The following is a 23568-nucleotide window of genomic DNA, read 5'->3' as shown; positions in this document are numbered from 1 at the left end:
TTCATTTGGAGCTAATGGAACACATTGGCCACATAGAGTACAAACGCCTTTTATGTATGATGAAAAAATTCCAAATAAAATTAATGTTGATGCAAATTGGGATGAGATAAAAAAAACAATAGAAAGTGTTACTGATGCTATGGTAAATGAAGGCATTATCATTTTGATAAAACCAGGAGAATTAAAAGGAAATGGAGCTGGAGGAGGAAGTAAATCGGTATTAAAAAATTTAGGAAATTTAAATTGGAAGAAAAGAATAACTATTGCGCCTCAAGAAGGTTATGGAACGGTAACAGTTAAAAACGGAGCTAGATTTTTAAATCTTTATAAGATTGCTATTACTGGATTTATTTTTGATTCTGTTAGTTTACAAGGTTGCAGTCATTCTGCATTGGCGTGGTCTAAAGTAACAGGATGGACAGCTCTTTATGGTTCACCAGACATAGTTACAGAAAATACAGAACTGGTAGAAATTGTTATGCCAGATAGTAAAGTGCAAAGCGGAGATACATCAGATATATACACTGCTGGTGGGGTGATCACAAAACTAGTGATAGATGGCTGTTATTTTGCTCCTAATTTTTTCAAATATCCTTTTACTGGAGACAAACCTCACACTGATACCATGCAATTTGCTCAAGTTGGAGGCGGTGGAGAACCTTTTGATATTTTAATAAGAGATACAGCAATGTTTGCATCTAACAATACAGCATTACAAACAGGTGGAATTACAGGATTAACCTTAGAGAATTCGTACTTGGTAGCAGGATCAACATCTTTATCTAGATATCCACACTTACCAGGTGGTTCCACAGAAGCTACCACAAATGCAATGAATGGATCAGGTGGAAATTTTACTGCAAAAAACTCAGTAATTATAGGGGGTATAGCTATGAATGATAAAATATCAAAGAAAATTTGGGATAAAGTAGAAAACACATTGGTAAACAGAAATTATACTTCTGATTTATTAACTCCAAAAGAAGGAAAATTTACAGTAAAACAAGATTTAAACGAAAATAATTCTAACATGCCTCCTTATCCAACGGATGATTATTTGAATACTATTTGGTCTAAAAAATAAGATAAATAATTGATTTTTAATTACTTAAATGTATTTACCTCAAAAATAGTTTAACTATTTGTAAATCAGATACCTCATAAAATTATCTTAAATAAAACTTATTTTCAAATTGCTTATATTAGCGTAACAAATTAGTATACGTATGAGTAAGCATTACAAATCCCTTTTATTTTTTATGATGATATCTGTTCTTTTTATTAGTTGTTCTGATGAAAAGGAAGTTGTTGTTGAACCTATTGCAGCAGAATCTAGATTGGAAGTATCTTATGGTGCAGCAGAAAGACAAGTGTATGATATTTACTTACCAAAAGGAAGAAGTTCAGAAACTACAAAAGTGATTATTTTAATCCATGGAGGTAGTTGGGTACAAGGAAGTAAAGAAGATATGAATTTTATTAAAGATATAATTATCAGTGAGCTAGATGATTATGCGGTTGTGAATATGAATTATCGTTTAGCAACATTCTTAGCACCGCCATTTGTATCTCCATTTCCAACACAAACTGACGATATTACGTCAGTAGTAGAGCATTTAAAAGCAAATGCAAGTGAGTATCAAATCTCTGATGAATTAGCCTTTATCGGATCAAGTGCAGGAGGGCAATTATCATTGTTATGGAGTTATGCCTTAGACACGCAGAAAAAAGTAAATGCAGTAGTAAGTATAGTTGGCCCTACAGATCTTTCAGGAAATGATGCAACTACTTTTTTAGGTCAAATTGTTGGCCAAGCAGGAATTGCTCCAACAAAAGAGTTTTTTGAATCTAATAGTCCTGTGTTCCAAGCAAAATCTGACTCACCTCCTACTATTCAATTTCATGCAGGTATGGATGAACTTGTAGCTAGAGATCAAGGTGAAAAGTTACGTGATAGATTAAATGAATTAGGTGTTGAAAATGAATACACTATATATTCTCAAGCCACTCATGATTATAGTAACATGCCGTTATTGATCTATGATACATGGGTGAAAACGAGAACGTTTTTACTAAAACATCACTAAAATTTTATATGTTATAATATTTAAAATCTGCTCAGAAAATAATTTTCTGGGCATTTTTTGTAAGGAAAACATTCAGAATAATACTAAATCCAAAAATTAATCGATAAACAATGAAAAAATTAGCCTATTTATTACTGTTAACTACAGTTACTGCATTTTCTCAAAGTCCTTGGACACAGAAAAAAGGAGAAACGTATTTACAATTATCATTTACAACTATTCCTACGTATTCTGAATTATTTGGGAATCCAGATTTTACAACTGAAAGAGAATTGAATGATAATACTCTACAATTATATGCAGAATATGGAATTTCTGATAAAACTACTTTAATAGCTAATTTGCCTTTTAAGTTTGTAGCTTCAAAAGATTTAGTAGACGCAAGTGCACCAGTAGCTTTAACAGCGGAAGAATCTTTAACTTCACTAGGTAATATACAATTTGGAGTACGACATAACTTTTATAATAAAAAATGGCTGATTTCAGGTCAGTTAACCATAGGAGCGAATTCAGGAACATTTGATGCTCCATCTGGTTTAAGAACTGGATATGATGCTTGGACTTTTACACCAACAATTTCTGTAGGTAGAGGATTTAATGATTGGTATATTCAAGCATTTACAGGAGTAGATATTAGAACAAATGATTATAGTTCTAACTTTAAATTAGGAGGTGAAGTAGGATATAAAGCAATAAGCTGGTTATGGTTAGCAGGTTTCTTAGATGGTGTAGCTTCATTTACAAATGGAGATGTAATAATTCCACCAACTAACGCTTTAACAGGTCTGTATGTAAACGATCAAAGTTATGCGGCATTCGGTTTAAAATTAATCGGTGAGTTTGATGATAACTTTGGAGCTAACTTTGGATTTGGTGGTGCTTTCGATGGACGTAGAGTAGCAAAATCTCCAGCATTAACATTAGGATTATATTACAAATTATAATTTAAATTTTAAGTCAAGTGGGAATTGGGTTTCGAAAGAAACCCTTTTTTTATGCTCAATTTTATTTTTTATGCTTTTAGTTTAACAACTATCTTTGCGTTTTTTAAACTGTAAAAAATGTCTGAAAACGTTCGTGTGCGTTTTGCACCAAGTCCTACAGGACCACTACACATGGGAGGTGTTAGAACAGCACTATTCAATTACCTATTTGCTAAAAAACATAATGGAACCTTTGTATTGCGTATAGAAGATACAGATCAAACACGTTATGTAGCTAATGCTGAACAGTATATAGTAGATGCTTTAGAATGGTGTAATATTCCTTTTGATGAAGGCCCTGGAAAGAATGAAAAATTTGGTCCATACAGACAATCAGAACGTAAAGATGTATACAAGCAATATGCTGAAGAATTGTTAGCAAAAGGCTGGGCATATTATGCTTTTGATACTGCAGAACAATTAGATGCACATAGAAAAGATCACGAAGCTAATGGAAAGACCTTTATTTACAATTGGCACAATCGTGAAAAAGGAAGACTAGTAAACTCTTTGGTACTTTCTGAGGAAGAAGTGCAACAAAAAATAGCAGCTGGAGAAAAATATGTGGTACGTTTTAAAACACCTCAAGATGAAACATTGATTTTAGAAGATGAAATAAGAGGGACTATTAAAATAGATACCAATACATTGGATGATAAGGTATTATTCAAATCAGATGGAATGCCAACATATCATTTAGCGAATATTGTAGATGACCATTTAATGGAAATTTCACATGTAATTCGTGGAGAAGAATGGCTACCTTCTCTCCCACTACATGCTTTGTTATATAAAGCTTTTGATTGGCAAGCACCAAAATTTGCACACTTACCATTGATTTTAAAACCAGTAGGTAAAGGAAAATTAGGTAAGCGTGATGGAGATAAATTAGGATTTCCGGTTTTTCCATTAGAATATACCAATGAAGAAACAGGTAATGTTACACGTGGATACAGAGAAGATGGATATTTTGCTGATGCTTTTATAAACATGTTAGCTTTATTAGGTTGGAATCCAGGAACTGAGCAAGAATTATTCTCTTTAGAAGAATTGGTTCAAGCTTTTGATTTAGCAAGAGTAAGTAAATCAGGCGCTAAGTTTAGTCCAGATAAAACCAAATGGTTTAATCAGCAGTATGTACAGCAAAAATCAGATGAAGAACTAACGGATTTATTTTTACCTATTTTACAAGAGAATGTCATTGCAAGTGAAGCGAAGCAATCTGTGGAAGACAAAGATTACGTTCAAAAAATTGTAGGTTTAATTAAAGAACGTGCTTCATTTGTTCAAGATTTTTGGGGTTTATCTAACTTCTTTTTTGAAGAGCCAACGGAGTACGATCCTAAAGCAGCAAAAAAACAATGGAAAGAAACTACAAGTGAGTTAATGACAGAATTAGTGACTGTAATTGAAGGAATTGAAGATTTTTCCATTGAAAATGCGCAAACAGAAATAAAAGGTTGGATTACTTCTAAAGAAATTGGCTTTGGCAAAGTAATGCAACCGTTACGATTGAGTTTAGTAGGAAAACTAGCTGGTCCTGATTTATTTGAAATTATGACTATGATTGGTAAGGAAAGTACGATCAAAAGAATTCAAAATGCAATAACTAAACTAGGTTAATACCAAGGATATTTAGCATAAAATAATCAATGAGGCTATCTAAAAAGTCGTCATTCCGAATTTACACACTATTGTTTAAGGCAGTAGAAGTAAAAGATTCTTTACAATTAAAGTTTTCGGTAATGATGTTAATTTTTAGATAGTCTTTTTGTTTTATTAAACAACAAGTTATTTTAATCTCTTATTTTTATCTAAAAAGATATAATGCACCAGAATAATTTTACTGAAATAACAACAGAAAGATTAGTATTAAGAAAGTTAAAAGAAACAGATTGGGAAATGATTTCTTATTTACGATCAGATAAGGAAGTTAATAAGTTTGTAAAAAGACCTAATGCACCATCAAAAGAAAAAGCACTAGAGTTTATATCAAAAACAAATAATGCTATAGATAACAATTCCATTTTATATTGGGTAATAACTGAAAAAGGAAAAAATGAAATGATAGGAAGTATTTGCTTATGGAACTTTTCAGAAGATAAAAAGAAAGCTGAAGTAGGATATGATTTAAGTCCTGAATTTCAAAGAAAAGGAATTATGGATGAATCTTTGAAAAATATCCTCAAATTTGGATTTAACACTTTACTTTTGGATGCAATAGTAGCCTATACTCAATATAATAATGAAAGTTCGGTGAAACTATTGAAAAGAAATAACTTTAAATTAGTAGAAGATTTAAAAGATGAAGAAAACGAATACAACCGTATTTTTGAAATTAAAAAAGAAGCTTAGTAAAAGAAAATCAATAGGAATGAAAAAACTAACTATACTTTTTATTTTCTCATTCCCCTTTTTCTCACAATCTCAAATTATAAATGTTGAAAGTATACGTAGAGTAACAGATACTGTAGGTTGGTCTGGTTTTGCTCGATTGGATTTACACCTAATAAAAAATAGAAATACAATTTTTGGAATATCAAACCGAATTAGGGTTCAATACAAAACAGGAAAGCATTTGTGGTTGTTTATGAATAACGTAAACTTCCGTGAGGCTAATTCTCAGAAGCTTATAAGCAGAAACTCACAACACCTAAGGTACAACTATAGGTTTGATCCTAAAATAGCCTTAGAGGCCTTTTTTCAGCATCAAGAAGATGAAATAGCTGCAATTCGTTTTAGAGGCCTAGTAGGTTCAGGTTTACGTTTTAAATTGACTAAATCTGAGGAGTATAAATTATACCTAGGAAGTTTAGTAATGTATGAAAATGAAAAAATTGTAGAAGATATTATTAGAACCAATAACGATTGGAGAAGTAGTTCGTATTTTTCTATGAGTTTATTTCCTAAAGAGAATATATCAGTTGTTAGCACCACCTACTTCCAGCCACGTTTTGATTTTTTTGCAGATTTCAGAGTTTCTAGTCAAACAACGTTTACCTTTAAAATTGTAAAGAACCTTAGATTTTCTTCAACTTTTACGTATTTATTTGATGAATTTCCTGCGGCGAATATTCCTAAAGAACAGTACAGGTTAACTAATGGAATTGTATATACCTTCTAAAAACAAAAAACTAGTGAAAACTTGAGTTAACACTAGTTGATTTTTTATCTACGGCTTTTTTTAACGAAGCGTTTAAATTGGTTATGATAACATGCACCACCAACTAAAGAACGTTTTCTTTTGGAGAATAAAGATCCTGCATCAAAAGCATAAATGATACTTGCAGTATATTGCATATGAGAGCGCATACTTTCAAAAGACTCCAAAGAATGCTTGTAATACAATTGTGCATTTAAACCTATTTGATCAGAAACCCAATAAGTCAATCCAGCTCCTAAATTAAACGTTGGTGTCATTTTTCGATCAGAATCTACTAAACTTCCACCTACAAAAACATATGGTAAAATGTCTTTATGTAGATTATCGAAGTTATAACGAACAGATCCATCCATAGAAAAATAACTTGCGGAATTGTCTATAAAACCAAGACCGAAAGTATTAAATGATAAAGCTCCGTCTATAGATATATTTTTATATACAGGAACAGTTAAATTTAAACGAGGTATTTGTACCAACCATCTATCACCAATAAAAGCAGCATCTTCATCGGAAAATTTGGTTATTCCGCCACCAATTCCAATTTGCCACTTTCTAGAAGGATCATAATCGCCTTGTGCGAAAGTGTATGCAATACATAGGAATGTAATGACGAAAAAAATTTTTTTCATAATCATAATTTTGGGGATAAGTTATAGAGTATAAAACTACTAAAAATTTCTTTTAGTATGCGTTTTATATAGAATTTACTTTCTTAACAGCAGCGGTAAAGTCCTCTAAATCATTATCATTCATTACCAAATGAATAGCTTCATCACAAACCTTTTCAACATTGTCTAAAGGAATACTTAATGCTATTGCCACTTTTTGTAATAAAATTACTTGGTTTTTATCCACATTACCATCAGCAAAAATCATTTTAGTTAAACGATATAAACGTTCAATACTTTCATCGTAACCAATTGGTGGATTAAGAGGAAAAGCATCAGGGTTTTTTAAAATTTCTTTGTATTCAGTTTCTTTAATATGTAGTTTTCTTGCAGCTCTATCTAACAACTGTTGTTCACCGTCAGTAATAATATCATCTGATTTTGCAATTTTTACTAGACTTGCAAAATGACCTATTTCTTGTTTGTGTTGTCCGCTTGAGTATAAATCTGAGATTGACATAGTTTTAATTTTTTGTATTTAATATAAATGTAACGATTCTTCTATGGTATTAGATTAAAAAAAAGTGAAAAAGTCACTACTAAAGATCATCTATTTTATGAGACTTAATAAAATATTGTAAATTAAACCTTTACTACTAATTGTAGTCATAATAGAAAATACCCCAAACATGAAAAATTTAATAATACTTATAGTAATACAATTTTTGTTCTTGTCATGTAGCACTAATGACAAAGAAATCATAGAAGAAAATAAGGATATCCCTATAGTAGCATCAAATGCTACTTATCAAGTTCTAAAAACCCAAGATATTGTTTATGCAGAAGGTTTAAGTCATCAAACTATAAATAGTACTACATCAACTATGCAGCAACTGAAATTAGATGCTTATGTACCCAATAACGATAGTAAAAATAGACCAGCAATTTTATTAATTCACGGTGGAGGGTTTATATCAGGTTCTAAAGAAGTGGCACAAATCGTAAACTTGGCAAATTATTTTGCATCGAGAGGTTGGGTTGCTTTTTCAATCAATTATAGACTGCAAGCAGATTTAGGAACGGTACCTGAAGATTGGGCAACTTATATTGAAAACAATCTAGATCCTTCTCAAAAACAGCAAGCTTTTGCTTTATATCCAGCAAGTAGAGATGCTAAAGCTGCAGTACGTTGGTTGTATGCTAATGCAAGCAAATACAATATCAATACAGAATATATTACAGTTGGAGGAGGTTCTGCTGGTGCAATAACAGCAACTATGTTAGGAGTTACAGATCCTGAAGATTATACTGAGGAAATTTCTGTGAGTACAGATCCAACATTAACGAGTACTAATTTAGATCAGCCAACCAAAGTACATAGTATTCTTGATTTTTGGGGAAGTGGAGTAACTGTAGAAATTTTGAATAATGTTTACAATAAACAACGCTTTGATACCAAAGATGCACCAATTATAATAATGCATGGAACTGAAGATCCTACCGTATTATTTTCTGAAGGAGAAAAATTAAGAGATAATTATAAAAGCACGGATGTAGGTTATGAGTTTTATCCCTTAGAAGGAAAAGGACATGGTGCTTGGAATGCTGAAGTAAATGGAGTTCGATTAGAACAATTGTGTTTTGATTTTGTGGTTAAAGAACAAGGATTACAAAAACAGTAGATTTTAATCGTCATCAAAGGAATCACTAAAATCGTGATTAAATGAATCGTCGTTTGAATCGAAATGATGAAAATCATCTTGGAAGTGATCATGATCATCTCCATTTGAACCTCCAATAATTTTTATGAGTAAAAAAATGAGTCCGACACAAATTAGAATACATAATTTTATAAAATCCATTCATCAAAAATAGAAAATGTGACCAAATTTTAAGTATTAGTTTTTCTTATAAAGACTAAAAAGATGAATAAAAATATCTAATAAAATTGACGCTTTTAAATACCTATTTAAGAGCGTTTTTTTAACGACTAAACCATTTGGAGTTTCATAGTAAAAAACAGCTTTAAAACTATTATATGAGATAAAAACGATACCTTTAGCCGTAAGACGCAAAAAAACACCATGGAATCTAAAATAGCTTCTTCCTTATCACATTTACATCCAGATTTAGTAACCAAAATTATGGAAAGTGCTATTGTGAAAGAAATTCCAAAAGAAGTAGAAATTTTAAGAGAAGGTCAATTTGTAAAAGTAATTCCTGTAGTACTCGATGGATTAATAAAAGTGTGTACACGACATGAAGAACGAGAACTGTTAATTTATTATATAAAACCCAACGAAAGTTGTATCATGTCTTTTGCAGCAAGTTTAAAAAACGAACCGAGTAGAGTTTTTGCAAAAACTGAAGAAAAGACCACTGCTTTATTACTTCCTATTGATAAAGTTGGTAAATGGATTAAAGAATATCCAGATTTAAATACACTCTTTTTTCAACAATACAACTTACGTTACGTAGAATTACTAGATACCATTCATCATGTATTGTTTAATAAAATGGACAAACGATTGCTAGATTATCTACAAGAAAAAGTAGAGTTAACGAATAAAAACCCTTTGAAAATTTCACACCGACAAATTGCAAATGAATTGGGAACTGCCCGTGAAGTCATTAGTAGAGTAATGAAAAAGTTAGAAAACGAAGGAAAACTCAAACAACACAGTAATGCTATAGAAATTTTATAGTGGTGACTAAAGTCACTGCACAGCATTTTTTCTCCAACTATTTTTGATGTATACAAAACAGAAAGTAGTACTAACTACCAATTTTAAAATTTTACATCATGAAAAAAAACATGGGAAGTGCAGACAGAATTGTTAGAATATTAATAGCAGCTGTTGTAGCCGTTTTATACTTTACGAATATAATTTCAGGAACTTTAGGACTTATATTATTAGTGCTTGCAGGTGTATTTGTACTGACAAGTTTGGTTAGTTTTTGTCCATTATACGCACCGTTTAAATTCAAAACCAATTCGAAATAAAATAATAATTGGGTTATATAACTCAATTTATCCTTTTACCTACTACATTTTTTAAATCAATTTATGAATCGTTAACAACTTTCTGTTAGCGATTTATTTTTTAAATTGACAGAAATAAATTTAAATCAAACAATAAATATGTCAGGAGGTGATTGGAAGGCGATGTTTAAAGCTATTCAAGATAATGATGTAGTATTGGTGAATTATTATCTAACATTAGATATAGATCCTAATTATCAACATCCAGAGTTTATGGCATTACCTTTAGCAGAAAGTATTCGGTATAATCATTTAGAAATTATAAAACTTTTGCTATCAAAAGGAGCAAACCCTCTTTTGGTGGAGTTAGAAACAGGACAAACATGTGTACAAATAGCAATACAAAAAGGAAATAAAGAAGTAATAAACTTATTAAGTGTTTATTAGAAAAAGAGTTTAATTACAAAAGTTGAATAATTTGGATACAAAACAATACTGGAGTGAACGTTATTTAGAGAATAGAACGGGATGGGATTTAGGAGCACCTTCTCCTCCATTACAAAACTATATTGATCAATTGACAAACAAATCAATAAAGATATTGATTCCGGGAGCTGGAAATTCCTATGAAGCAGAATATCTTTTGAATAGCGGATTTACCAACACTCACGTATTAGATATTGCAAATGAACCTTTGACTACTTTTGCAGAAAGAAATCCTGATTTTCCGAAAAATCAATTACACGAAGCCGATTTTTTTGAGTTTAAAGGAGTATACGATCTCATCATAGAACAAACATTTTTCTGTTCGTTTCCACCACTACCTGAAACCAGAAAAACGTATGCTAAAAAAATACATGAGTTATTAAAACCTAATGGAAAATTAGTGGGTTTATGGTTTGATATTCCGTTGACTGGAGACCTAGAAAAACGACCTTTTGGAGGTGATAAAAATGAATACCTAGATTACTTTTCTCCCTATTTTGAAACTCAAACTTTTGAAGAATGTTATAACTCCATTCCTCCACGACAAGGCAGTGAACTTTTCGGAATTTTTAAGGTGAAAAAATAGAATAACCGCCTTCAAAAAGAAGACGGTTATTAAGATATAATAAGTAAGTAGTACGTATTCGGAATATATTTTTACTGTCAGTTCGAGTGATTTTACGGAATGATAATGAGGTAAAATTATATCGAGAACAGTATTTTTACTTCTCTATAGCTCAACAGAACGCTAGTTGAAATCTAATATTTATTTCCGTTCTTTTACAATATAAGTTTTACTCAAAGTGAGACTTTCATTCTTAAACGAGATTTACAATACTTATACCAATTCTAATCATTGCCCTTGTAAACTTGTACTAGTATTACGTAATGTTAAAATTAATATCGTATCCAGTTCTTGTTCATAGTCGAAATTATCTGGAATAAAGAACTTATCGTTATTAGACATTTTTAATCCATCATCATAAAGGCTATTATCTTTTGTCCATAAATTTATAATATACTGTTTATGATCAAGATACTGAGTAAAATTAAAATAACTGAATAAAATCGCCTTATTAGGCAAGTCTATTTGCCAATCATAATCATTTGAAATAAGATCCAAATAAGTTGAATATCCTATTTGTAATACGCCATAATCTTTCTCTAAAGGATCTGGTATTGCAGAAGATACAGGAGGAGTTGGAGTCCATTCATAATCAGTATTCCAATTATAGATATAATAATATCCTCTAAAAGCAGTTTTAAAAGGGTTTTTGCCTCCACTTAAAAGAGTTCTTAGACTAATTTTAAATGTTTTTCCAGATACCTGTTGGTAAAAGTATTCTCTAGCATTTTCATCACCTAATAATGTTAGTCCAATTAAATAGGATGTCATATACATCATATTATCTTCCTGATCACGCGAATAAGGAGTATTTATCGGAATTTTATTACCTCCTTTAACGCCTTTTTTATTGACTATTTCTTTTTCAAATGTTTCTAACACTTGTATAGTTTCTTTTTCTTCTGTACATGACATGATCAATACAGTCATGCTTAAAATTACTAATCGTAAATACTTCATGCTATGATAATTTTTAGTTTAAAAATAAAGGTAACTGTACATTTTATCAAAAATGAAAAGACTTCAAATACGTTTGGTATAAGTTCAAATTTGCTTAGGATTTAAACAATAAATTCAAAACATCTTCCTTTCTTCTTGTAGCAACGGGTATTTGATCTCCATTTTTAGTCACTAAAAAACCTTCATTCAAATATTTAGTTACATAGGATGTATTGACCAAAAAAGATTGATGACACTTTAAAAAGATATTTTCATCCAGTAAAGGTTGTAGCTTTTTCATAGGTTTAGAAACTAAAACTTGTTCATTAGTTAAATGAAAAGTAGTGTAATTACCTTCAGATTTACAAAAAATAATATCTTCAAAATTTAGGATATGTTGCGCTTCTAAAGTTTTCACTACTATTTTATTATGTAAACCATTTTTGTAATAATTACTGGCTACATTTACCAACTTTTCTTTGATATTTTCTTTGTTATGTTGTTGAATTGCTTTGTTAATAGCTACTACCAATTCATCTTCATCAATAGGCTTTAATAAATAATCTAAAGCTCCTAGTTTAATTGCCTTAATAGCATGTGAATCGTATCCGGTAACAAAAATAATATCGAAGTTTATTTCAGGAAGCATATCTAAAATTTCAAAGCTAGAACCATCTCCTAAATCCACATCTAAAAACACTAAATCTGGGTTGTGTTTTAAAATAGCTTTTATTCCTTCTTTTACGGAAGTAGCTTCTTCCACAATAGATAGTTTATTAGTAAAGTTTTTTGCTATTAAATTTTGTAATTCTTCTCTTACATGTTGTTCATCTTCAATAAGTAAACTTCGTAACATAGTTATAGCTCTGTATATGGAATTTTAATTTCTATTTGGGTGCCTGTTGTATCTTCTGTATTGGTAATTGCTATTCTTTTTCCCGTCATTTTAAACAAAAATTGATCAATTAAATACATTGATGATTTGTTTTTTAGTAGGGTGTTTTTCATCCCTACACCATTATCTTTCACTACGTATGTAATCCACTTTTTTTGTTTTGAAAGATAAATATGTAAAACTCCTTTCGTAGGTAACTTACCAAATCCATGTATGATGGCATTTTCTACAAAAGGTTGTAATAACATAGGAGGAATAAACAATTCGTTTTCTGTAGTAATGGTATTTTCTATTGTATAATCGAAACGATTAGGAAATCTAAATTTTTGGAGTTCAATGTAGTCTTCTAAAGATTGTAATTCATCTTCTAACAGTACGTTATCTTTGGTAGAATTATCAAAAACTGTACGCAATAATCTAGATAATTTTACAATGTATTTGGTATACTGTTCTTTATTCTGTTCTACTCCTTGTTTTAATACACTCAGACTGTTAAATACAAAGTGAGGATTCATTTGTGATCGTAATAGACGTTGCTGTAGTAGAAAGTTTTGTTTTTCCATACTAAACCTTCGTTGCTTGTAAAAGTTGATGACTAAAATTACCAATACAATCAAAATCAATAGTAAAGCGATTAAAAAGTACTGGTTGCGTTGCAATTTTAAGCTCTTTACTTCTGCCCTATTTTTTTCTTCTTGTAAATTCCGCTCATTATCAAAAGCCTCTTTTAATACTTGCAATTCGTTGTTAATTCTCTTATCACTATTTTTTTGCAAAAAAGAAAACAAAGAATCCAATTGTGGAATTACTTTTTCAAAACCTTCACGTTGTTTATATGTAATTTCTAATTTGGCTCTTAGTGCTTCTTGTTGATCCGTAAAACTCATGTATTGCATTCCTGTAGTAAAAACCGAATCAATGTAAGTTTTTGATTTTTCGTAGTCATGTAGCTTCAAATACGTATTTGCTATGTTTAAATACGTATTTGTCAATCGTTCTAAACCTATTGTTGAGTTTAGTTGTTTTGAATATAACAAGGCTTTCTTATAAGAATTAAGAGCTTTTCGATATTGTTTTTTATTGGTATATATAAAACCTTCAGTACCATATAATTGATATTTTGTACGAGTAATTAGAAAACTTTCATAAGGAAAAACTTTATCCAGTTCTTTTTGAGCTTCTGCATATTTAGACATATCTGTTAGAATGGCGGCTTGGTCTAAAGTAAATATGAGGTAATTGGCAGTATCCTTAGCTTTTAAAAATAAACGAATACTTTGTTCATTAGCTAGTAAGGCTTCTTCAGTTTTACCCAAAGCTCTTTGTATTTGTTGATTGAAACTATGTACATAAGCTCTATTACGATAATCGGTACTATCTAATAATTGCTTCATCTTTTCATTAACCCCTGCAGCATTTAAATAGTCATTTTTACGTCTAAGATACATATCCTTTAACGCTCTAAAATATAGAACTTCTCTACTATTTCTGATTTTTTCCTTAGTAAACGAAGTAGCAAAGATTAAGCGCTCAATAGCCGAGTCGTAATCGTGTAAATCAAGATAAAAACGAAAAGATGTAAAAGCATATTCTGCCTGTAGAGAATCAGAAAGTTGTTTGTAAGGGATTTTTTTTAAAATGTTGAGGTAAAAAACTGTCGAGTCTTTAGGTAAGTTTTGTTTCGTTTTTTTATAGAAAAAATCAGGAGGTTGAATATCAAGAGTTTGTGGTTCTTTTTTACAAGAAATAATAGCGATAAGTAATAAAAGTCCCCCAAAAACTTTTTTCATAAAGTTACAAATAATGCTAAAGTTACTAATTTTTAAAAGTCAAGTATCAAAAAATAAGCCAAATATCTAACATTTCTGAAGCGATACCTTACGAATTTGAATTTACTGACTCGAGAGCACTTTCTTGGTTTACATTGATTTCAAAATCGTAGTGAAATTCATCACTACTAAAAATATTTATATATGAAAAAAACAATTTTAAACTTAGGAAAAGCCTTGGATAAGGCAGCACAAAAAGCAGTACATGGAGGAGGAAAATTCTTTCGATGTAAAACTAATAGTGACTGTTGTAATTATCAACACAATAGCTCTTATGGATATCTATGTTATAATGGGAGTTGTGCTCCTGGAATTTTTGGAGATGTACATCCTTGTGGATTATAATATGAAGACTTAGGAGCTATAAAATAGCTCCTTTTTTTGCGTTTTTGAATTGCTATTGCGCAAATATGAATTCTGTAGAAAAGAGATCTCTTTACAAACTACATTCGAAGTATAAATTATTACTAAAAACATATTAAAAGATGAATTTAAACTTAAAAAACTTAGGTAAAGTGCTGGATAAAAAAGCACAAAAGTCAATTAACGGTAGCGGAGGAAGAACTTGTGATGGAAGAAGATATTGCTATTCAGGACAACATACCGCTTCAGGAAACCCGATTTGTGTTCCATGTGGAGAAGAAGAGCCGCCCAAAAAATAATAACCATTAAACGATTAAAAGATGAAAAAAATAGGAACTCTTTTAAATAAAGAACAACTAAAAAGTATTTACGCAGGTGTAGATCCAAATTGCCTTTTTCCTTGTATTCAATACTGTAATGCCAACGAATTACCAGGAGATAAATTCAAGCTATTTGATTGTTATGATGCTTGTCGTACACAAGTTTGTGCATCTTAAAAACTATTAATAACAAAATTTAAAATTTAGATATAATGAAAAAATCAATAATGAACTTAGGAAAATCATTAAGTAAACAACAACAACAATCTATATCAGGAGGATTTGGTGTCTTTTTCAATACTTGTCCAGGAAAAACAGAACATGAATGTATTTCTAGCCCGCAATGTGCTTGGAACGGAAGAGGTTGTATTACAGATACACCTCATATTGTGTAATGATTAATAAAATGAGTAAAAAAAGCTGTCTGGAAAGACAGCTTTTTACTTTTAAAACCTATTCTTTTTTATAATTTCATACCTATTCATAGGCAGTTGTTTTTAGCTATTTGATCAAATAGAATTGACTAAAATTTAGTAATTTAGATACACTAAATCATATGCCATGAAATATCTTCTCTTCTCTTTTTTTGTTGTAAGTATAATCTCTTGTACTAGTTCTGTTGTTGAGCCAAATAACACAAGTATTTCAGAAAATTTTGTAATATGGAGTGGTCCTAACATTACATTTACAAAGGCGTCGGGTACCAATCCAACAGATCCTAAAAATCAGGATAATATTACTCCAAGCGTTAGTATTACACGCAGTACAGCAGGAGGTCAAATTTTTAATATTGAACAAGAAGATGCAGCTTCAAAAGAAGTAAGTCCACGTGGAACAAAATGGGCTGTTGGTAATATCTCTGACATACCAAATCTTTCATTTACAACATTCCGAAAAGCAGTAGGATCACCAAAAGATGTAGTAGGAAAAAATTTAGTGATGTATATAGAAGAAGAAAATGTGTGTGTAAGTGTTGTATTTAAAACATGGAATCAAAATAAAAATGGTGGTTTCTCCTACGAAAGATCTACTGAAAATTAGCATATCAGAATTTTAAGAAATCCTCTAACCGCCAACTAAAAATAACAGCCCACTGCATACTGAACAAAAAAGGGTGTTTTTCCTGTAAAACAGCATCTATTTTGTAGAAAACATAAGAATTCATTTTCTTTAGTTGCAGAAAAAAGACAAAGAAATAGAACAGTCCCCCTGTTACTTTCACTTTTTCTTACAAGCATCTTGTTTATACTAAGATGCACATCAATCTTTTTAGAAGAATCAACTAAACATACTAGAAAACGAGATGGAAAATCAAACTTTAATACTAAGTAGTTTAATTCTTAGATTATTAGGACTTATTTTTTTATTGGTAATTATATTCAGACTGGTAAAAAAAGTAAGTAAGGAAAACACAGTCAATCCGTTGTATTATATTTTTGGATTTTTAATCACTTCATACTTTTATCCGTCAGGTTTTAAAGGAGTTATTAACATCATCCGTAATTTTTTCCTTGAAATTTACGCTGCAATTAATTTTGATGGACAAACAAGAACTGACCAACTCATCGGATCTATATTTAATGGCGACCTATGGTATAATTCCATAACTTTTGTTTGCTTTTTCCTATTTGTGGCTATTCTTTCCTCTAAAATAGCTAAGTATTTAAATGAAATTGGAGCAAACGAAAACAATCAAGTAGCAGGAATAAATAAAGCGATTGTAAAAAATGCGATTGTGTTTTTTGTGCTAGTTTTTGCCCTGTATTTCAGTATATCATCAATTATTGCCGTTCCTGTAGTGAGTTACGAATCAGAAGATGATATTCAACTAGCTACCGATCTTGAACAAGAATTAAAAACATACGCTAAAAACGATTCCATTTTAAAGGCAGAATACATAAAATTCATTGAAAAGAAGGAATATTTATTTGATAGAGATACTGTTCTAAAGGAAAAGCTATCATTAATTAATGATAATTTATTGAGTTCTAAAAAAGAAATTAATTCCACTTTTAGAGGCTTAGAACAGCTGAAAGACAGAGCCATTGCGAGAATGAAAATTACCGATAATTCTAATATCAATGCAAAATTAAGGCTTAAAGATAAAAGTGAACTTTCGGGTTGGTATTTAGAAAATAGGAGTATACTATTAGGTTATTTAAATAAGCAGGAAACAGCTATCAATATTTTGACTACAGATGTAATGAATTCAGGGATGAACAGTGATTTCTTTTCATTCCAAAGTGCTCTCATTGAGCTAGCTAAAAATGCTAAAAACAAACAAACTAAAATTCCTCCTAGACCTACTTTGGGTTCTGATTTAGGCGTTTTTACCTTGTTTACAGGTTGGCTTTTGAGTGTGGAATCATATCCTTTAGTTATTATCATTGGTTTAATAGGCTTTGGATTATTAGGTGCAGGAGGTTCGACTTTTATTAGAGAGAAAAACAACGGAGAAAAAGGAGTTTTGATAGATGACTTAGCAGGAGTTTTAATAAAAGGATTCACAGCAGCCATCGTAGTGTTTTTAGGGGTTCAAGGAAGCTTAGCTGTTTTAACCACAAATACAGGAAATCTAAATGCCTACGCATTGTTCTTTGTGTCATTTGTAGCCGCAGTATTTAGCGACGATGCTTGGAGTTGGGCAAAAAGTAAATTTGGAAGCGAATTTAATCCTAATGCACCAGCAATACCTAAACAAGAAGAACAAGAGGAAGGTGAAGATCAAGGAGAAGAGGAACAGCAACCAAATGAAGAAAACCAACAAGAACAAGAAGAGCAAAATACGAATGGTGAAGATCCTGAGTTGCCGTAAATGCAAAAATTGATTACTGAAAACTAAAAAACTCCCCACTGCAAATTGACCAAAAAAGGGTGTTTTTCCTGTAAAACAAACAATATTTTGTATGAAACGAAAGATTTTCCTTTCTTTAAATCTCGAAAAAAGATAAAGAAATAGACCAGTCTCCCTGTTCCTTTCACTTTTTCTTATTCATAAACTAATGTATAACAATCTTCCGGATATCCATAAAGTTTTGCCTTATGGTGTAATTAGATTTATAAATAAAAATTAAAATGTTAAAAAAAATTGAATTATCTAATTATAAAGCATTTGAAAATGTTGAAATCCCAATAAAACCAATTACAATTTTATTAGGAGCAAATAGTGTTGGAAAAAGTTCTATAATACAATCGTTGTTAATGTTTCAGCAAACGGGTAAAGAAGATTTAAAGTCTTATAAATCTGCTTTAAAACTTTATGGTGGCTATGTAAATTTAGGAGATCCACGAAATTTATTTAGAAAAAAGAATACTGAAAAAGATCTTACTTTTTCGTTTGAAATTAGAAGTTCAGCGTTAAAAGAATTTTGCAGGGAGGAAATATTAGATGAATTTAAAAGGATTTTTTCGGAGATTCCTTTTTATCTTCCTTTAAGAGGCTTTTCAGAAATTAGGAATAATCTTGAAATAAATAATGAAAAAGACTTTGTTAGTATAGTAGATTCTATAATTAACATACTTTCAAAAGAATCTTCAAAACCTAAAATAATTGATGAAATAGAGTTCTTTTTAAAAAACAGATATTCAATAAAAATTAATAAACTATCTAGGAACAATAAAAATGAAATTATTGAAATATATAAATTTTTAGAATCTCTAAGAAAGTCTGTTAAAACAGAATCTTTTAAAATTAATTATAAATTATCAATGGATGATAATAATTTTACTGTAAATACTTTCGAGATTTTGCAGAAAGAAAAATTAATAATCGGATTTTATAAAAAAGAAGACTTGTTCAGTTTAGATTCTCAAATATTTCAACTTTCTCAATCAAATAACGACGATATTAAAAGAATATTCGATGGAGATAGTACTATTTTCAATTGTTTTAGATCCTTTTTTTATAAAGAAGATGTACCTGCAAAACTAAATGTAATAGCTCATATTTTAACTAAGTTTCAAGCAGAATTAAGAAATGAATTTTCGGAAAAAAAGATAAATTATGTGAGTCCATTAAGAGCTCATCCTAAAAGGTATTATATGCTTGACAAAGCAAAATTAAATCTAACACTCAATACATTAGATGGAGATGCCATAGCAGAAGTGTTAAAAGAAAACAAAGCATTGACCAAAAAAGTAAATTCTTGGTTGTCAGCTTTTGGTATAGAAGTAGATGTAAAAGAATTTAGAGAGGTAATTCATCAACTTATAGTTAAACAAAATAATTTAGATTTGGATATAACAGATGTTGGATTTGGTATTTCTCAAATTTTACCAGTAATAATACAAGGTTTTTTGTCTAGGAGAGATTCTATAACAATAGTTGAACAACCTGAAATTCATCTTCACCCTAAAATTCAAGCAGATTTGGCAGATTTATTTATTGATATAATCGGTATTTCAGCACAAAGAAGTTTAATTATTGAAACACATAGTGAATATTTATTAAAAAGATTAAGAAGAAGAATATCAGAAGGAAAGATTAATCCTGAAAAAGTAGCTATATGTTTATTTAATCCACAACTAAAAGGTGATGGAGCGAAAGTTGAAATTCTTAAAATTGAAGAAAAAGGTTATTTCGAATGGCCTAATGAATTCTACGGTGGAGAATTAATGAAAGATACAACTGAATTTTTAAAAAACCAAAGGTAGAATTATGGTCTATACAGTTTATTGTGAATTATTAGAAAGGATTAAGAAAGAAGAATTGTTTTATTTCTCAGATTTATTGAATCTATTTGCAAGTAGGGAAAATGATAACAAAATAGCTGTTGATTATGATGGGAAAATTTTAGAAGATTATGCTTCAATAGATAATCATAATTCAAGTTTTATAGCTTGTTGGTTAGAATTATTAGCTCATAATGCTCCTACTTCGCTAGAAAATATAGAAATTGAATTAGAAGAAATTACATGTAATGAAGAAAAATATTTAAGATTATGTAAAGAAACAGTTAGTCAAAAAAAAATGATTGTTTATTCAAAACAAAATATTAAAGAACATCAATGCATTAATGATATTATAATATTTGAAGAAGAAGAAATTAACATTCTAGATAAGGACAATGCTTTAAGAGAAATCAATAACAGTAATTCCGTTATTAATAATATTTCAAATTCAATAATAGCTCAAAATAACTCATCAGTAAATAACTCTAAAAATCAATAAAATGAAGAATAATATATCTGGTTCTCAAATAGCTGATAATAACAGTAACATAACTAATAGTAGTAATTCTAGTAATGTAAGTATTAAAAAAATTAGACAAGAAACCATTGTTATCAGTTTTATTGTTGGGTTTGTCTCATCTTTAATAGCGTCTTATATTTTTAGTCTTTTATAAAAGATTTTATGAAAACTCGATGGAGTAAAATACTTTCCATACCCAACAAAACAAGGCATTGCAAAAAATAATTTACTTGTCCAAAAAAGAGATTCCTTTGTTGTTATTTTCACTAAAACTCAACCAATGCTTCGGAAAGACACCCAAAACTTTAGACTTTCCCTGCTGGGGCGGAAAAGCTTTTCGTGCCCCACAAAGATGTTCTGCGATACAACTCACCTTCAAAAGACAAACCATATAAAGCATTTTTACAAATTAAAGAATGGAATAGTTATGATGACATACCAGAGAATTGGAAAATTGTATTAAAAAAAGTGTTTGAAAATCAGTTAAATAATATGAATTGACAATTACGTAGATAATTTTTCTTATAACCTAAGAAAATGTTTTAGTAATCTTCAAACTTCTTAAATACCACATACAAAAGATGGTGTCTGTTACGATAAATTTGAGTACATTTAGAAATATGAAAAGGTAAAAAATTGCACCAAAAGCCTTTATTTTTAGGAACATAAATTAATATAAACGATAAGTTTTACATGTTGTTCGTATATATTTGTTGCACGAGAAAGTAATTAGAAATAACTACATAAAACCAAGAAAATGAAAAACAAAAAGAAAAGAAGTATTCAGTTTTTAAAAATTGCCCTTGTTTGTACACTCCTATTCTCATTTTGGAATTGTAATACAAATGAAGATGAAACCCTAGTTTCAGAAGTACAATTACCAAAAAATAAACCTACGGTTGTTTTTTTTAAAGACAATAGTGATTTACAAGTCACATTACAGAAGTATACAATCTCATCTAAAAACCGTTCATTTAAAGGTTATAATTTAATGAATGGTGTAGATTTTTCTAGAGCTTTAACCAAGTATGATGAAAATTTAAAACTAACCTATTATACATTTGATATTCCTACAGAGGAAAAACATACTTTAAGAAAGTTAGTACTAAGAAAAAATACAGAAGGAAAGTTTCTGAGCCATATTTTAGAGTTTGAAAAAAGGGAACATGAAAACACACAAACTACAGGATGGGGGAAATATACAGGTTGGTTTAGAGTGTTTTCAACAGAAGGTATTCTTATCTCTGAAACCAAAATGAACCAAGGACGTTCAGAGCAAAACACTTCAAATAAAAATAGAGTTGCTAGAAATAATGATACAGGATGTGAAGCAGTAACCACAGATTGGTATACTTGTGTAGGTACGGTAAGCAATCCCTATGAAGATTGTAGTCAATATTCTCATACCACAGTAACGACAAGATGTACATGGGAAAGTAGAGATGGAGAATCTTCATTAGATGATTTAGGTAGGCCTGGTGATGCTTCAGGTTTAGAATCTATAGACTTTGATGAACATACTCAAGCGCAAACTGATGCTGATGATAAAGAAGATAAGATTACAAATAACCTTACTGGTGTAGCGTTATGTATTTATAATAAATTAAAATCTTTAAAGCTTTTTAAAACTACTATAAAAAAATTTGAGAATGCTGGTGATTATAACTTAACCTTAAAAGTTGAATATGGAAAATGTAATAGTTCTGTAGATGAAGCTTGTACAAACGCTTCCGATCTAAATAATGGCAATATTACAATATATTTTCAAGGAACAGGAAATACAAACTTAGATTTTGCCTCTACAATTTTACATGAAGGAATTCATGCAGAAATATATAAATATGTCGATGAGAATCATAATGGTAATATTGATCCAGAAGATAGAAGTCGACTTTTTCAATTATATTTTCATTATAAAGCTCAAAATGACAATTCTTTAGCAACTTCAAATGCACAACATCAATATATGGCAGAAAGATATGTAATTCCAATAGCTAGAGCATTAAGAGAATTAGATGGGTATTCTTATCCTTTGGATCACTATTTAATGTATGGTTGGGAAGGTTTAGAAGCCCAAGCTAAAGAAGGTTACTATGATAAAAGCGGAGTGCTTCATAAGTTATCTCAAAATGATCTTAATTCATTGGAAAACAAGAGAACTAAAGTTAATAAAAATAGTACTTTTAATAATAATTTATGTCAATAATGAAAAGTCAAATAATAACTTTCTTAATTGCATTTTTACTACTTGGATGTAAAAATGAGAAAAAAACAATATTTTATCCCTCTAAAGGTACTTTTAAGAATAAGCAGACAATTCAAATGAATGATATGTCTTCTGAAGAAATTATAAGAAGATATGAAAGGTTTGACTATAGTAATGAAAATGATACACTCTACTCCTTTAGTTTGGAAAGTAAGATTAATAGAAAAGAAGTAGCTATGTTTCCAAGAAGTTTAGGACTAATTAAAAGTAAAAATATCCTAAGAATATCAAAAGATTCCATTTCTGCAGGCTACACCAAGAGTTTTGGATTTGAAAAATTGGATGAAATACTTGAAAAATTTTATCTCAACAATGGAAAAGATGGTAATTTTTCTGATTCACCAGAAAAAGCTATTTTAATGATAGAACCCTCTGTATATAAAGAAAAAGAAGGCTTAGAAAATAGATTACAGAGAATAGTAGATAGTTTTGATAATTTAAATTCAAAGGTTGAGGTTAAATTAGAATTATATATTGTTTTAGCTGTGCCAATTCCTAAACCTCCTCCACCTACTTTATAAGAAATACTTGTCAAAGCTAAACTTGTTTAGATATAATTATAAATAGTAACTTTTTATTGATATTGATGGTCATTAAAAATTTAATAAACCCAGAAAAATATTTGGACAAGAGAGTTGGAGAAATTGAAAATCCAATTCTTTTGGAGAATATTGGAGTGATAAGTACTCATAATAAAACATTTTCAGCTAAATCAGAAGATAATATTTTCTTGTTTTATAAAGAAGAGGTTATAAATTTTCATGTGAATACTGATTTGAAAAACGTAGTAAAATCGGTGTTTTTTAGGACGAAAAAAAGAATAGATCATG

Annotated in this window: 29 protein-coding genes; 23 read left to right on the top strand and 6 right to left on the bottom strand. The window is 29.9% G+C overall.

Translation table 11 applies throughout. The features are described 5' to 3' along the window. The first annotated feature begins 52 nt into the window (after window positions 1-52). The 6 genes from BVC87_RS15460 (at window position 53) to BVC87_RS15435 (ending at window position 6194) form a co-directional block, all read left to right on the top strand. Complete coding sequence (locus BVC87_RS15460; RefSeq protein ID WP_075343301.1) at window positions 53-1084, top strand: hypothetical protein; 1032 nt, start codon at window positions 53-55, stop codon at window positions 1082-1084. 142 nt (window positions 1085-1226) lie between these two features. Then, entirely contained in the window at window positions 1227-2087 is an 861-nt protein-coding gene (locus BVC87_RS15455) for an alpha/beta hydrolase (RefSeq protein ID WP_075343300.1), read from the top strand. A 110-nt stretch (window positions 2088-2197) separates the two neighbouring features. Further along, window positions 2198-3031 carry a hypothetical protein gene (locus BVC87_RS15450; RefSeq protein WP_075343299.1) on the top strand — a complete coding sequence of 278 codons (834 nt, stop codon included), beginning with the start codon at window positions 2198-2200 and terminating at the stop codon, window positions 3029-3031. 117 nt (window positions 3032-3148) lie between these two features. Beyond that, on the top strand, window positions 3149-4693 hold the full coding sequence (gene gltX, locus BVC87_RS15445) for a glutamate--tRNA ligase (protein WP_075343298.1): 1545 nt from the start codon (window positions 3149-3151) through the stop codon (window positions 4691-4693). 204 nt (window positions 4694-4897) lie between these two features. Beyond that, window positions 4898-5425, top strand: coding sequence for a GNAT family N-acetyltransferase (locus tag BVC87_RS15440; RefSeq protein ID WP_075343297.1), 528 nt, complete (start codon window positions 4898-4900; stop codon window positions 5423-5425). 19 nt (window positions 5426-5444) lie between these two features. Then, complete coding sequence (locus tag BVC87_RS15435; RefSeq protein WP_159439371.1) at window positions 5445-6194, top strand: DUF481 domain-containing protein; 750 nt, start codon at window positions 5445-5447, stop codon at window positions 6192-6194. A 44-nt stretch (window positions 6195-6238) separates the two neighbouring features. Here the strand turns inward: BVC87_RS15435 and BVC87_RS15430 are convergent, their stop codons facing one another. Further along, entirely contained in the window at window positions 6239-6862 is a 624-nt protein-coding gene (locus tag BVC87_RS15430; protein WP_143569799.1) for a porin family protein, read from the bottom strand. A gap of 64 nt (window positions 6863-6926) precedes the next feature. Then, a complete protein-coding gene (locus BVC87_RS15425; RefSeq protein ID WP_075343294.1) occupies window positions 6927-7361 on the bottom strand; it encodes a tellurite resistance TerB family protein in 435 nt (144 codons plus the stop codon). Window positions 7362-7530: 169 nt separating this feature from the next. On the opposite strand from BVC87_RS15425, the gene BVC87_RS15420 reads away from it, so the two are divergent. Then, window positions 7531-8523 (top strand): alpha/beta hydrolase, encoded by a 993-nt coding sequence (locus BVC87_RS15420; protein WP_083629523.1) that lies wholly within the window; start codon window positions 7531-7533, stop codon window positions 8521-8523. Window positions 8524-8526: 3 nt separating this feature from the next. On the opposite strand, the gene BVC87_RS23470 is transcribed toward BVC87_RS15420, so the two are convergent. Then, the gene (locus tag BVC87_RS23470; protein WP_159439370.1) at window positions 8527-8703 is read right to left on the bottom strand and encodes a hypothetical protein; all 177 of its coding nucleotides are present in this window, start codon (window positions 8701-8703) and stop codon (window positions 8527-8529) included. A gap of 222 nt (window positions 8704-8925) precedes the next feature. Here BVC87_RS23470 and BVC87_RS15415 point away from each other — a divergent pair, with 222 nt between their 5' ends. From BVC87_RS15415 to BVC87_RS15400, 4 genes are all read left to right on the top strand, one after another. Continuing rightward, window positions 8926-9546: a Crp/Fnr family transcriptional regulator gene (locus tag BVC87_RS15415; RefSeq protein WP_075343293.1), complete on the top strand. Its 621-nt coding sequence runs from the start codon at window positions 8926-8928 to the stop codon at window positions 9544-9546. 98 nt (window positions 9547-9644) lie between these two features. Beyond that, window positions 9645-9845, top strand: a complete 201-nt coding sequence (locus BVC87_RS15410) for a YgaP family membrane protein (RefSeq protein ID WP_075343292.1) — start codon at window positions 9645-9647, stop codon at window positions 9843-9845. Between the two features lie 105 nt (window positions 9846-9950). Further along, on the top strand, window positions 9951-10271 hold the full coding sequence (locus BVC87_RS15405) for an ankyrin repeat domain-containing protein (RefSeq protein ID WP_075343291.1): 321 nt from the start codon (window positions 9951-9953) through the stop codon (window positions 10269-10271). A gap of 22 nt (window positions 10272-10293) precedes the next feature. After that, window positions 10294-10896 (top strand): methyltransferase domain-containing protein, encoded by a 603-nt coding sequence (locus tag BVC87_RS15400; protein ID WP_075343290.1) that lies wholly within the window; start codon window positions 10294-10296, stop codon window positions 10894-10896. A 267-nt stretch (window positions 10897-11163) separates the two neighbouring features. On the opposite strand, the gene BVC87_RS15395 is transcribed toward BVC87_RS15400, so the two are convergent. The 3 genes from BVC87_RS15395 to BVC87_RS15385 all read right to left on the bottom strand — a co-directional run bounded on the left by BVC87_RS15395 (window position 11164) and on the right by BVC87_RS15385 (window position 14559). Then, window positions 11164-11895, bottom strand: a complete 732-nt coding sequence (locus BVC87_RS15395) for a hypothetical protein (RefSeq protein WP_143569798.1) — start codon at window positions 11893-11895, stop codon at window positions 11164-11166. 94 nt (window positions 11896-11989) lie between these two features. Beyond that, window positions 11990-12730 (bottom strand): LytR/AlgR family response regulator transcription factor, encoded by a 741-nt coding sequence (locus BVC87_RS15390; protein WP_075343288.1) that lies wholly within the window; start codon window positions 12728-12730, stop codon window positions 11990-11992. Between the two features lie 2 nt (window positions 12731-12732). Then, on the bottom strand, window positions 12733-14559 hold the full coding sequence (locus BVC87_RS15385; RefSeq protein ID WP_075343287.1) for a histidine kinase: 1827 nt from the start codon (window positions 14557-14559) through the stop codon (window positions 12733-12735). Between the two features lie 183 nt (window positions 14560-14742). Here BVC87_RS15385 and BVC87_RS15380 point away from each other — a divergent pair, with 183 nt between their 5' ends. From BVC87_RS15380 to BVC87_RS23805, 12 genes are all read left to right on the top strand, one after another. Next, window positions 14743-14943, top strand: a complete 201-nt coding sequence (locus tag BVC87_RS15380) for a hypothetical protein (protein WP_075343286.1) — start codon at window positions 14743-14745, stop codon at window positions 14941-14943. 140 nt (window positions 14944-15083) lie between these two features. Further along, the gene (locus tag BVC87_RS23465) at window positions 15084-15260 is read left to right on the top strand and encodes a hypothetical protein (RefSeq protein WP_159439369.1); all 177 of its coding nucleotides are present in this window, start codon (window positions 15084-15086) and stop codon (window positions 15258-15260) included. Between the two features lie 21 nt (window positions 15261-15281). Further along, window positions 15282-15458, top strand: coding sequence for a hypothetical protein (locus BVC87_RS23460; RefSeq protein ID WP_159439368.1), 177 nt, complete (start codon window positions 15282-15284; stop codon window positions 15456-15458). 35 nt (window positions 15459-15493) lie between these two features. Next, window positions 15494-15676, top strand: coding sequence for a hypothetical protein (locus tag BVC87_RS23240; protein WP_143569797.1), 183 nt, complete (start codon window positions 15494-15496; stop codon window positions 15674-15676). Window positions 15677-15842: 166 nt separating this feature from the next. Further along, window positions 15843-16322, top strand: coding sequence for a hypothetical protein (locus BVC87_RS15375; RefSeq protein ID WP_075343285.1), 480 nt, complete (start codon window positions 15843-15845; stop codon window positions 16320-16322). Window positions 16323-16584: 262 nt separating this feature from the next. Beyond that, window positions 16585-18096 carry a hypothetical protein gene (locus tag BVC87_RS15370; RefSeq protein ID WP_075343284.1) on the top strand — a complete coding sequence of 504 codons (1512 nt, stop codon included), beginning with the start codon at window positions 16585-16587 and terminating at the stop codon, window positions 18094-18096. A 260-nt stretch (window positions 18097-18356) separates the two neighbouring features. Beyond that, complete coding sequence (locus tag BVC87_RS15365; protein WP_075343283.1) at window positions 18357-19934, top strand: AAA family ATPase; 1578 nt, start codon at window positions 18357-18359, stop codon at window positions 19932-19934. A 4-nt stretch (window positions 19935-19938) separates the two neighbouring features. Beyond that, on the top strand, window positions 19939-20451 hold the full coding sequence (locus BVC87_RS15360; RefSeq protein ID WP_075343282.1) for a hypothetical protein: 513 nt from the start codon (window positions 19939-19941) through the stop codon (window positions 20449-20451). Between the two features lies 1 nt (window position 20452). Continuing rightward, complete coding sequence (locus BVC87_RS23455; RefSeq protein WP_159439367.1) at window positions 20453-20626, top strand: hypothetical protein; 174 nt, start codon at window positions 20453-20455, stop codon at window positions 20624-20626. A gap of 603 nt (window positions 20627-21229) precedes the next feature. After that, on the top strand, window positions 21230-22678 hold the full coding sequence (locus tag BVC87_RS15355) for a hypothetical protein (RefSeq protein ID WP_075343281.1): 1449 nt from the start codon (window positions 21230-21232) through the stop codon (window positions 22676-22678). Beyond that, window positions 22669-23259 (top strand): hypothetical protein, encoded by a 591-nt coding sequence (locus BVC87_RS15350; protein WP_143569796.1) that lies wholly within the window; start codon window positions 22669-22671, stop codon window positions 23257-23259. The genes BVC87_RS15355 and BVC87_RS15350 overlap by 10 nt, the downstream gene beginning before the upstream one ends. Before the next feature lie 101 nt (window positions 23260-23360). Continuing rightward, on the top strand, window positions 23361-23568 hold a 208-nt coding region (locus tag BVC87_RS23805; RefSeq protein ID WP_234974685.1), incomplete at its 3' end, for a hypothetical protein.

The sequence above is a fragment of the Tenacibaculum agarivorans genome (assembly GCF_001936575.1).
Classification (GTDB): domain Bacteria; phylum Bacteroidota; class Bacteroidia; order Flavobacteriales; family Flavobacteriaceae; genus Polaribacter; species Polaribacter agarivorans.
Note: the sequence above shows the minus strand (reverse complement) of the source record. Positions and strands in the feature narration are given on the sequence as shown.

Coding starts and splice junctions, on each gene's coding strand:
- BVC87_RS15360 (WP_075343282.1), top strand. CDS start 19,939: ATGGTCTATACAGTTTATTGTGAATTATTAGAAAGGATTAAGAAAGAA.
- BVC87_RS15380 (WP_075343286.1), top strand. CDS start 14,743: ATGAAAAAAACAATTTTAAACTTAGGAAAAGCCTTGGATAAGGCAGCA.
- BVC87_RS15420 (WP_083629523.1), top strand. CDS start 7,531: ATGAAAAATTTAATAATACTTATAGTAATACAATTTTTGTTCTTGTCA.
- BVC87_RS15450 (WP_075343299.1), top strand. CDS start 2,198: ATGAAAAAATTAGCCTATTTATTACTGTTAACTACAGTTACTGCATTT.
- BVC87_RS15415 (WP_075343293.1), top strand. CDS start 8,926: ATGGAATCTAAAATAGCTTCTTCCTTATCACATTTACATCCAGATTTA.
- BVC87_RS23465 (WP_159439369.1), top strand. CDS start 15,084: ATGAATTTAAACTTAAAAAACTTAGGTAAAGTGCTGGATAAAAAAGCA.
- BVC87_RS15355 (WP_075343281.1), top strand. CDS start 21,230: ATGAAAAACAAAAAGAAAAGAAGTATTCAGTTTTTAAAAATTGCCCTT.
- BVC87_RS15440 (WP_075343297.1), top strand. CDS start 4,898: ATGCACCAGAATAATTTTACTGAAATAACAACAGAAAGATTAGTATTA.
- gltX (WP_075343298.1), top strand. CDS start 3,149: ATGTCTGAAAACGTTCGTGTGCGTTTTGCACCAAGTCCTACAGGACCA.
- BVC87_RS15350 (WP_143569796.1), top strand. CDS start 22,669: ATGTCAATAATGAAAAGTCAAATAATAACTTTCTTAATTGCATTTTTA.
- BVC87_RS15410 (WP_075343292.1), top strand. CDS start 9,645: ATGAAAAAAAACATGGGAAGTGCAGACAGAATTGTTAGAATATTAATA.
- BVC87_RS23240 (WP_143569797.1), top strand. CDS start 15,494: ATGAAAAAATCAATAATGAACTTAGGAAAATCATTAAGTAAACAACAA.
- BVC87_RS23455 (WP_159439367.1), top strand. CDS start 20,453: ATGAAGAATAATATATCTGGTTCTCAAATAGCTGATAATAACAGTAAC.
- BVC87_RS15435 (WP_159439371.1), top strand. CDS start 5,445: ATGAAAAAACTAACTATACTTTTTATTTTCTCATTCCCCTTTTTCTCA.
- BVC87_RS15390 (WP_075343288.1), bottom strand. CDS start 12,730: ATGTTACGAAGTTTACTTATTGAAGATGAACAACATGTAAGAGAAGAA.
- BVC87_RS15430 (WP_143569799.1), bottom strand. CDS start 6,862: ATGAAAAAAATTTTTTTCGTCATTACATTCCTATGTATTGCATACACT.
- BVC87_RS23470 (WP_159439370.1), bottom strand. CDS start 8,703: ATGGATTTTATAAAATTATGTATTCTAATTTGTGTCGGACTCATTTTT.
- BVC87_RS15370 (WP_075343284.1), top strand. CDS start 16,585: ATGGAAAATCAAACTTTAATACTAAGTAGTTTAATTCTTAGATTATTA.
- BVC87_RS15395 (WP_143569798.1), bottom strand. CDS start 11,895: ATGAAGTATTTACGATTAGTAATTTTAAGCATGACTGTATTGATCATG.
- BVC87_RS23460 (WP_159439368.1), top strand. CDS start 15,282: ATGAAAAAAATAGGAACTCTTTTAAATAAAGAACAACTAAAAAGTATT.
- BVC87_RS15425 (WP_075343294.1), bottom strand. CDS start 7,361: ATGTCAATCTCAGATTTATACTCAAGCGGACAACACAAACAAGAAATA.
- BVC87_RS15460 (WP_075343301.1), top strand. CDS start 53: ATGTATGATGAAAAAATTCCAAATAAAATTAATGTTGATGCAAATTGG.
- BVC87_RS15455 (WP_075343300.1), top strand. CDS start 1,227: ATGAGTAAGCATTACAAATCCCTTTTATTTTTTATGATGATATCTGTT.
- BVC87_RS15365 (WP_075343283.1), top strand. CDS start 18,357: ATGTTAAAAAAAATTGAATTATCTAATTATAAAGCATTTGAAAATGTT.
- BVC87_RS15385 (WP_075343287.1), bottom strand. CDS start 14,559: ATGAAAAAAGTTTTTGGGGGACTTTTATTACTTATCGCTATTATTTCT.
- BVC87_RS15375 (WP_075343285.1), top strand. CDS start 15,843: ATGAAATATCTTCTCTTCTCTTTTTTTGTTGTAAGTATAATCTCTTGT.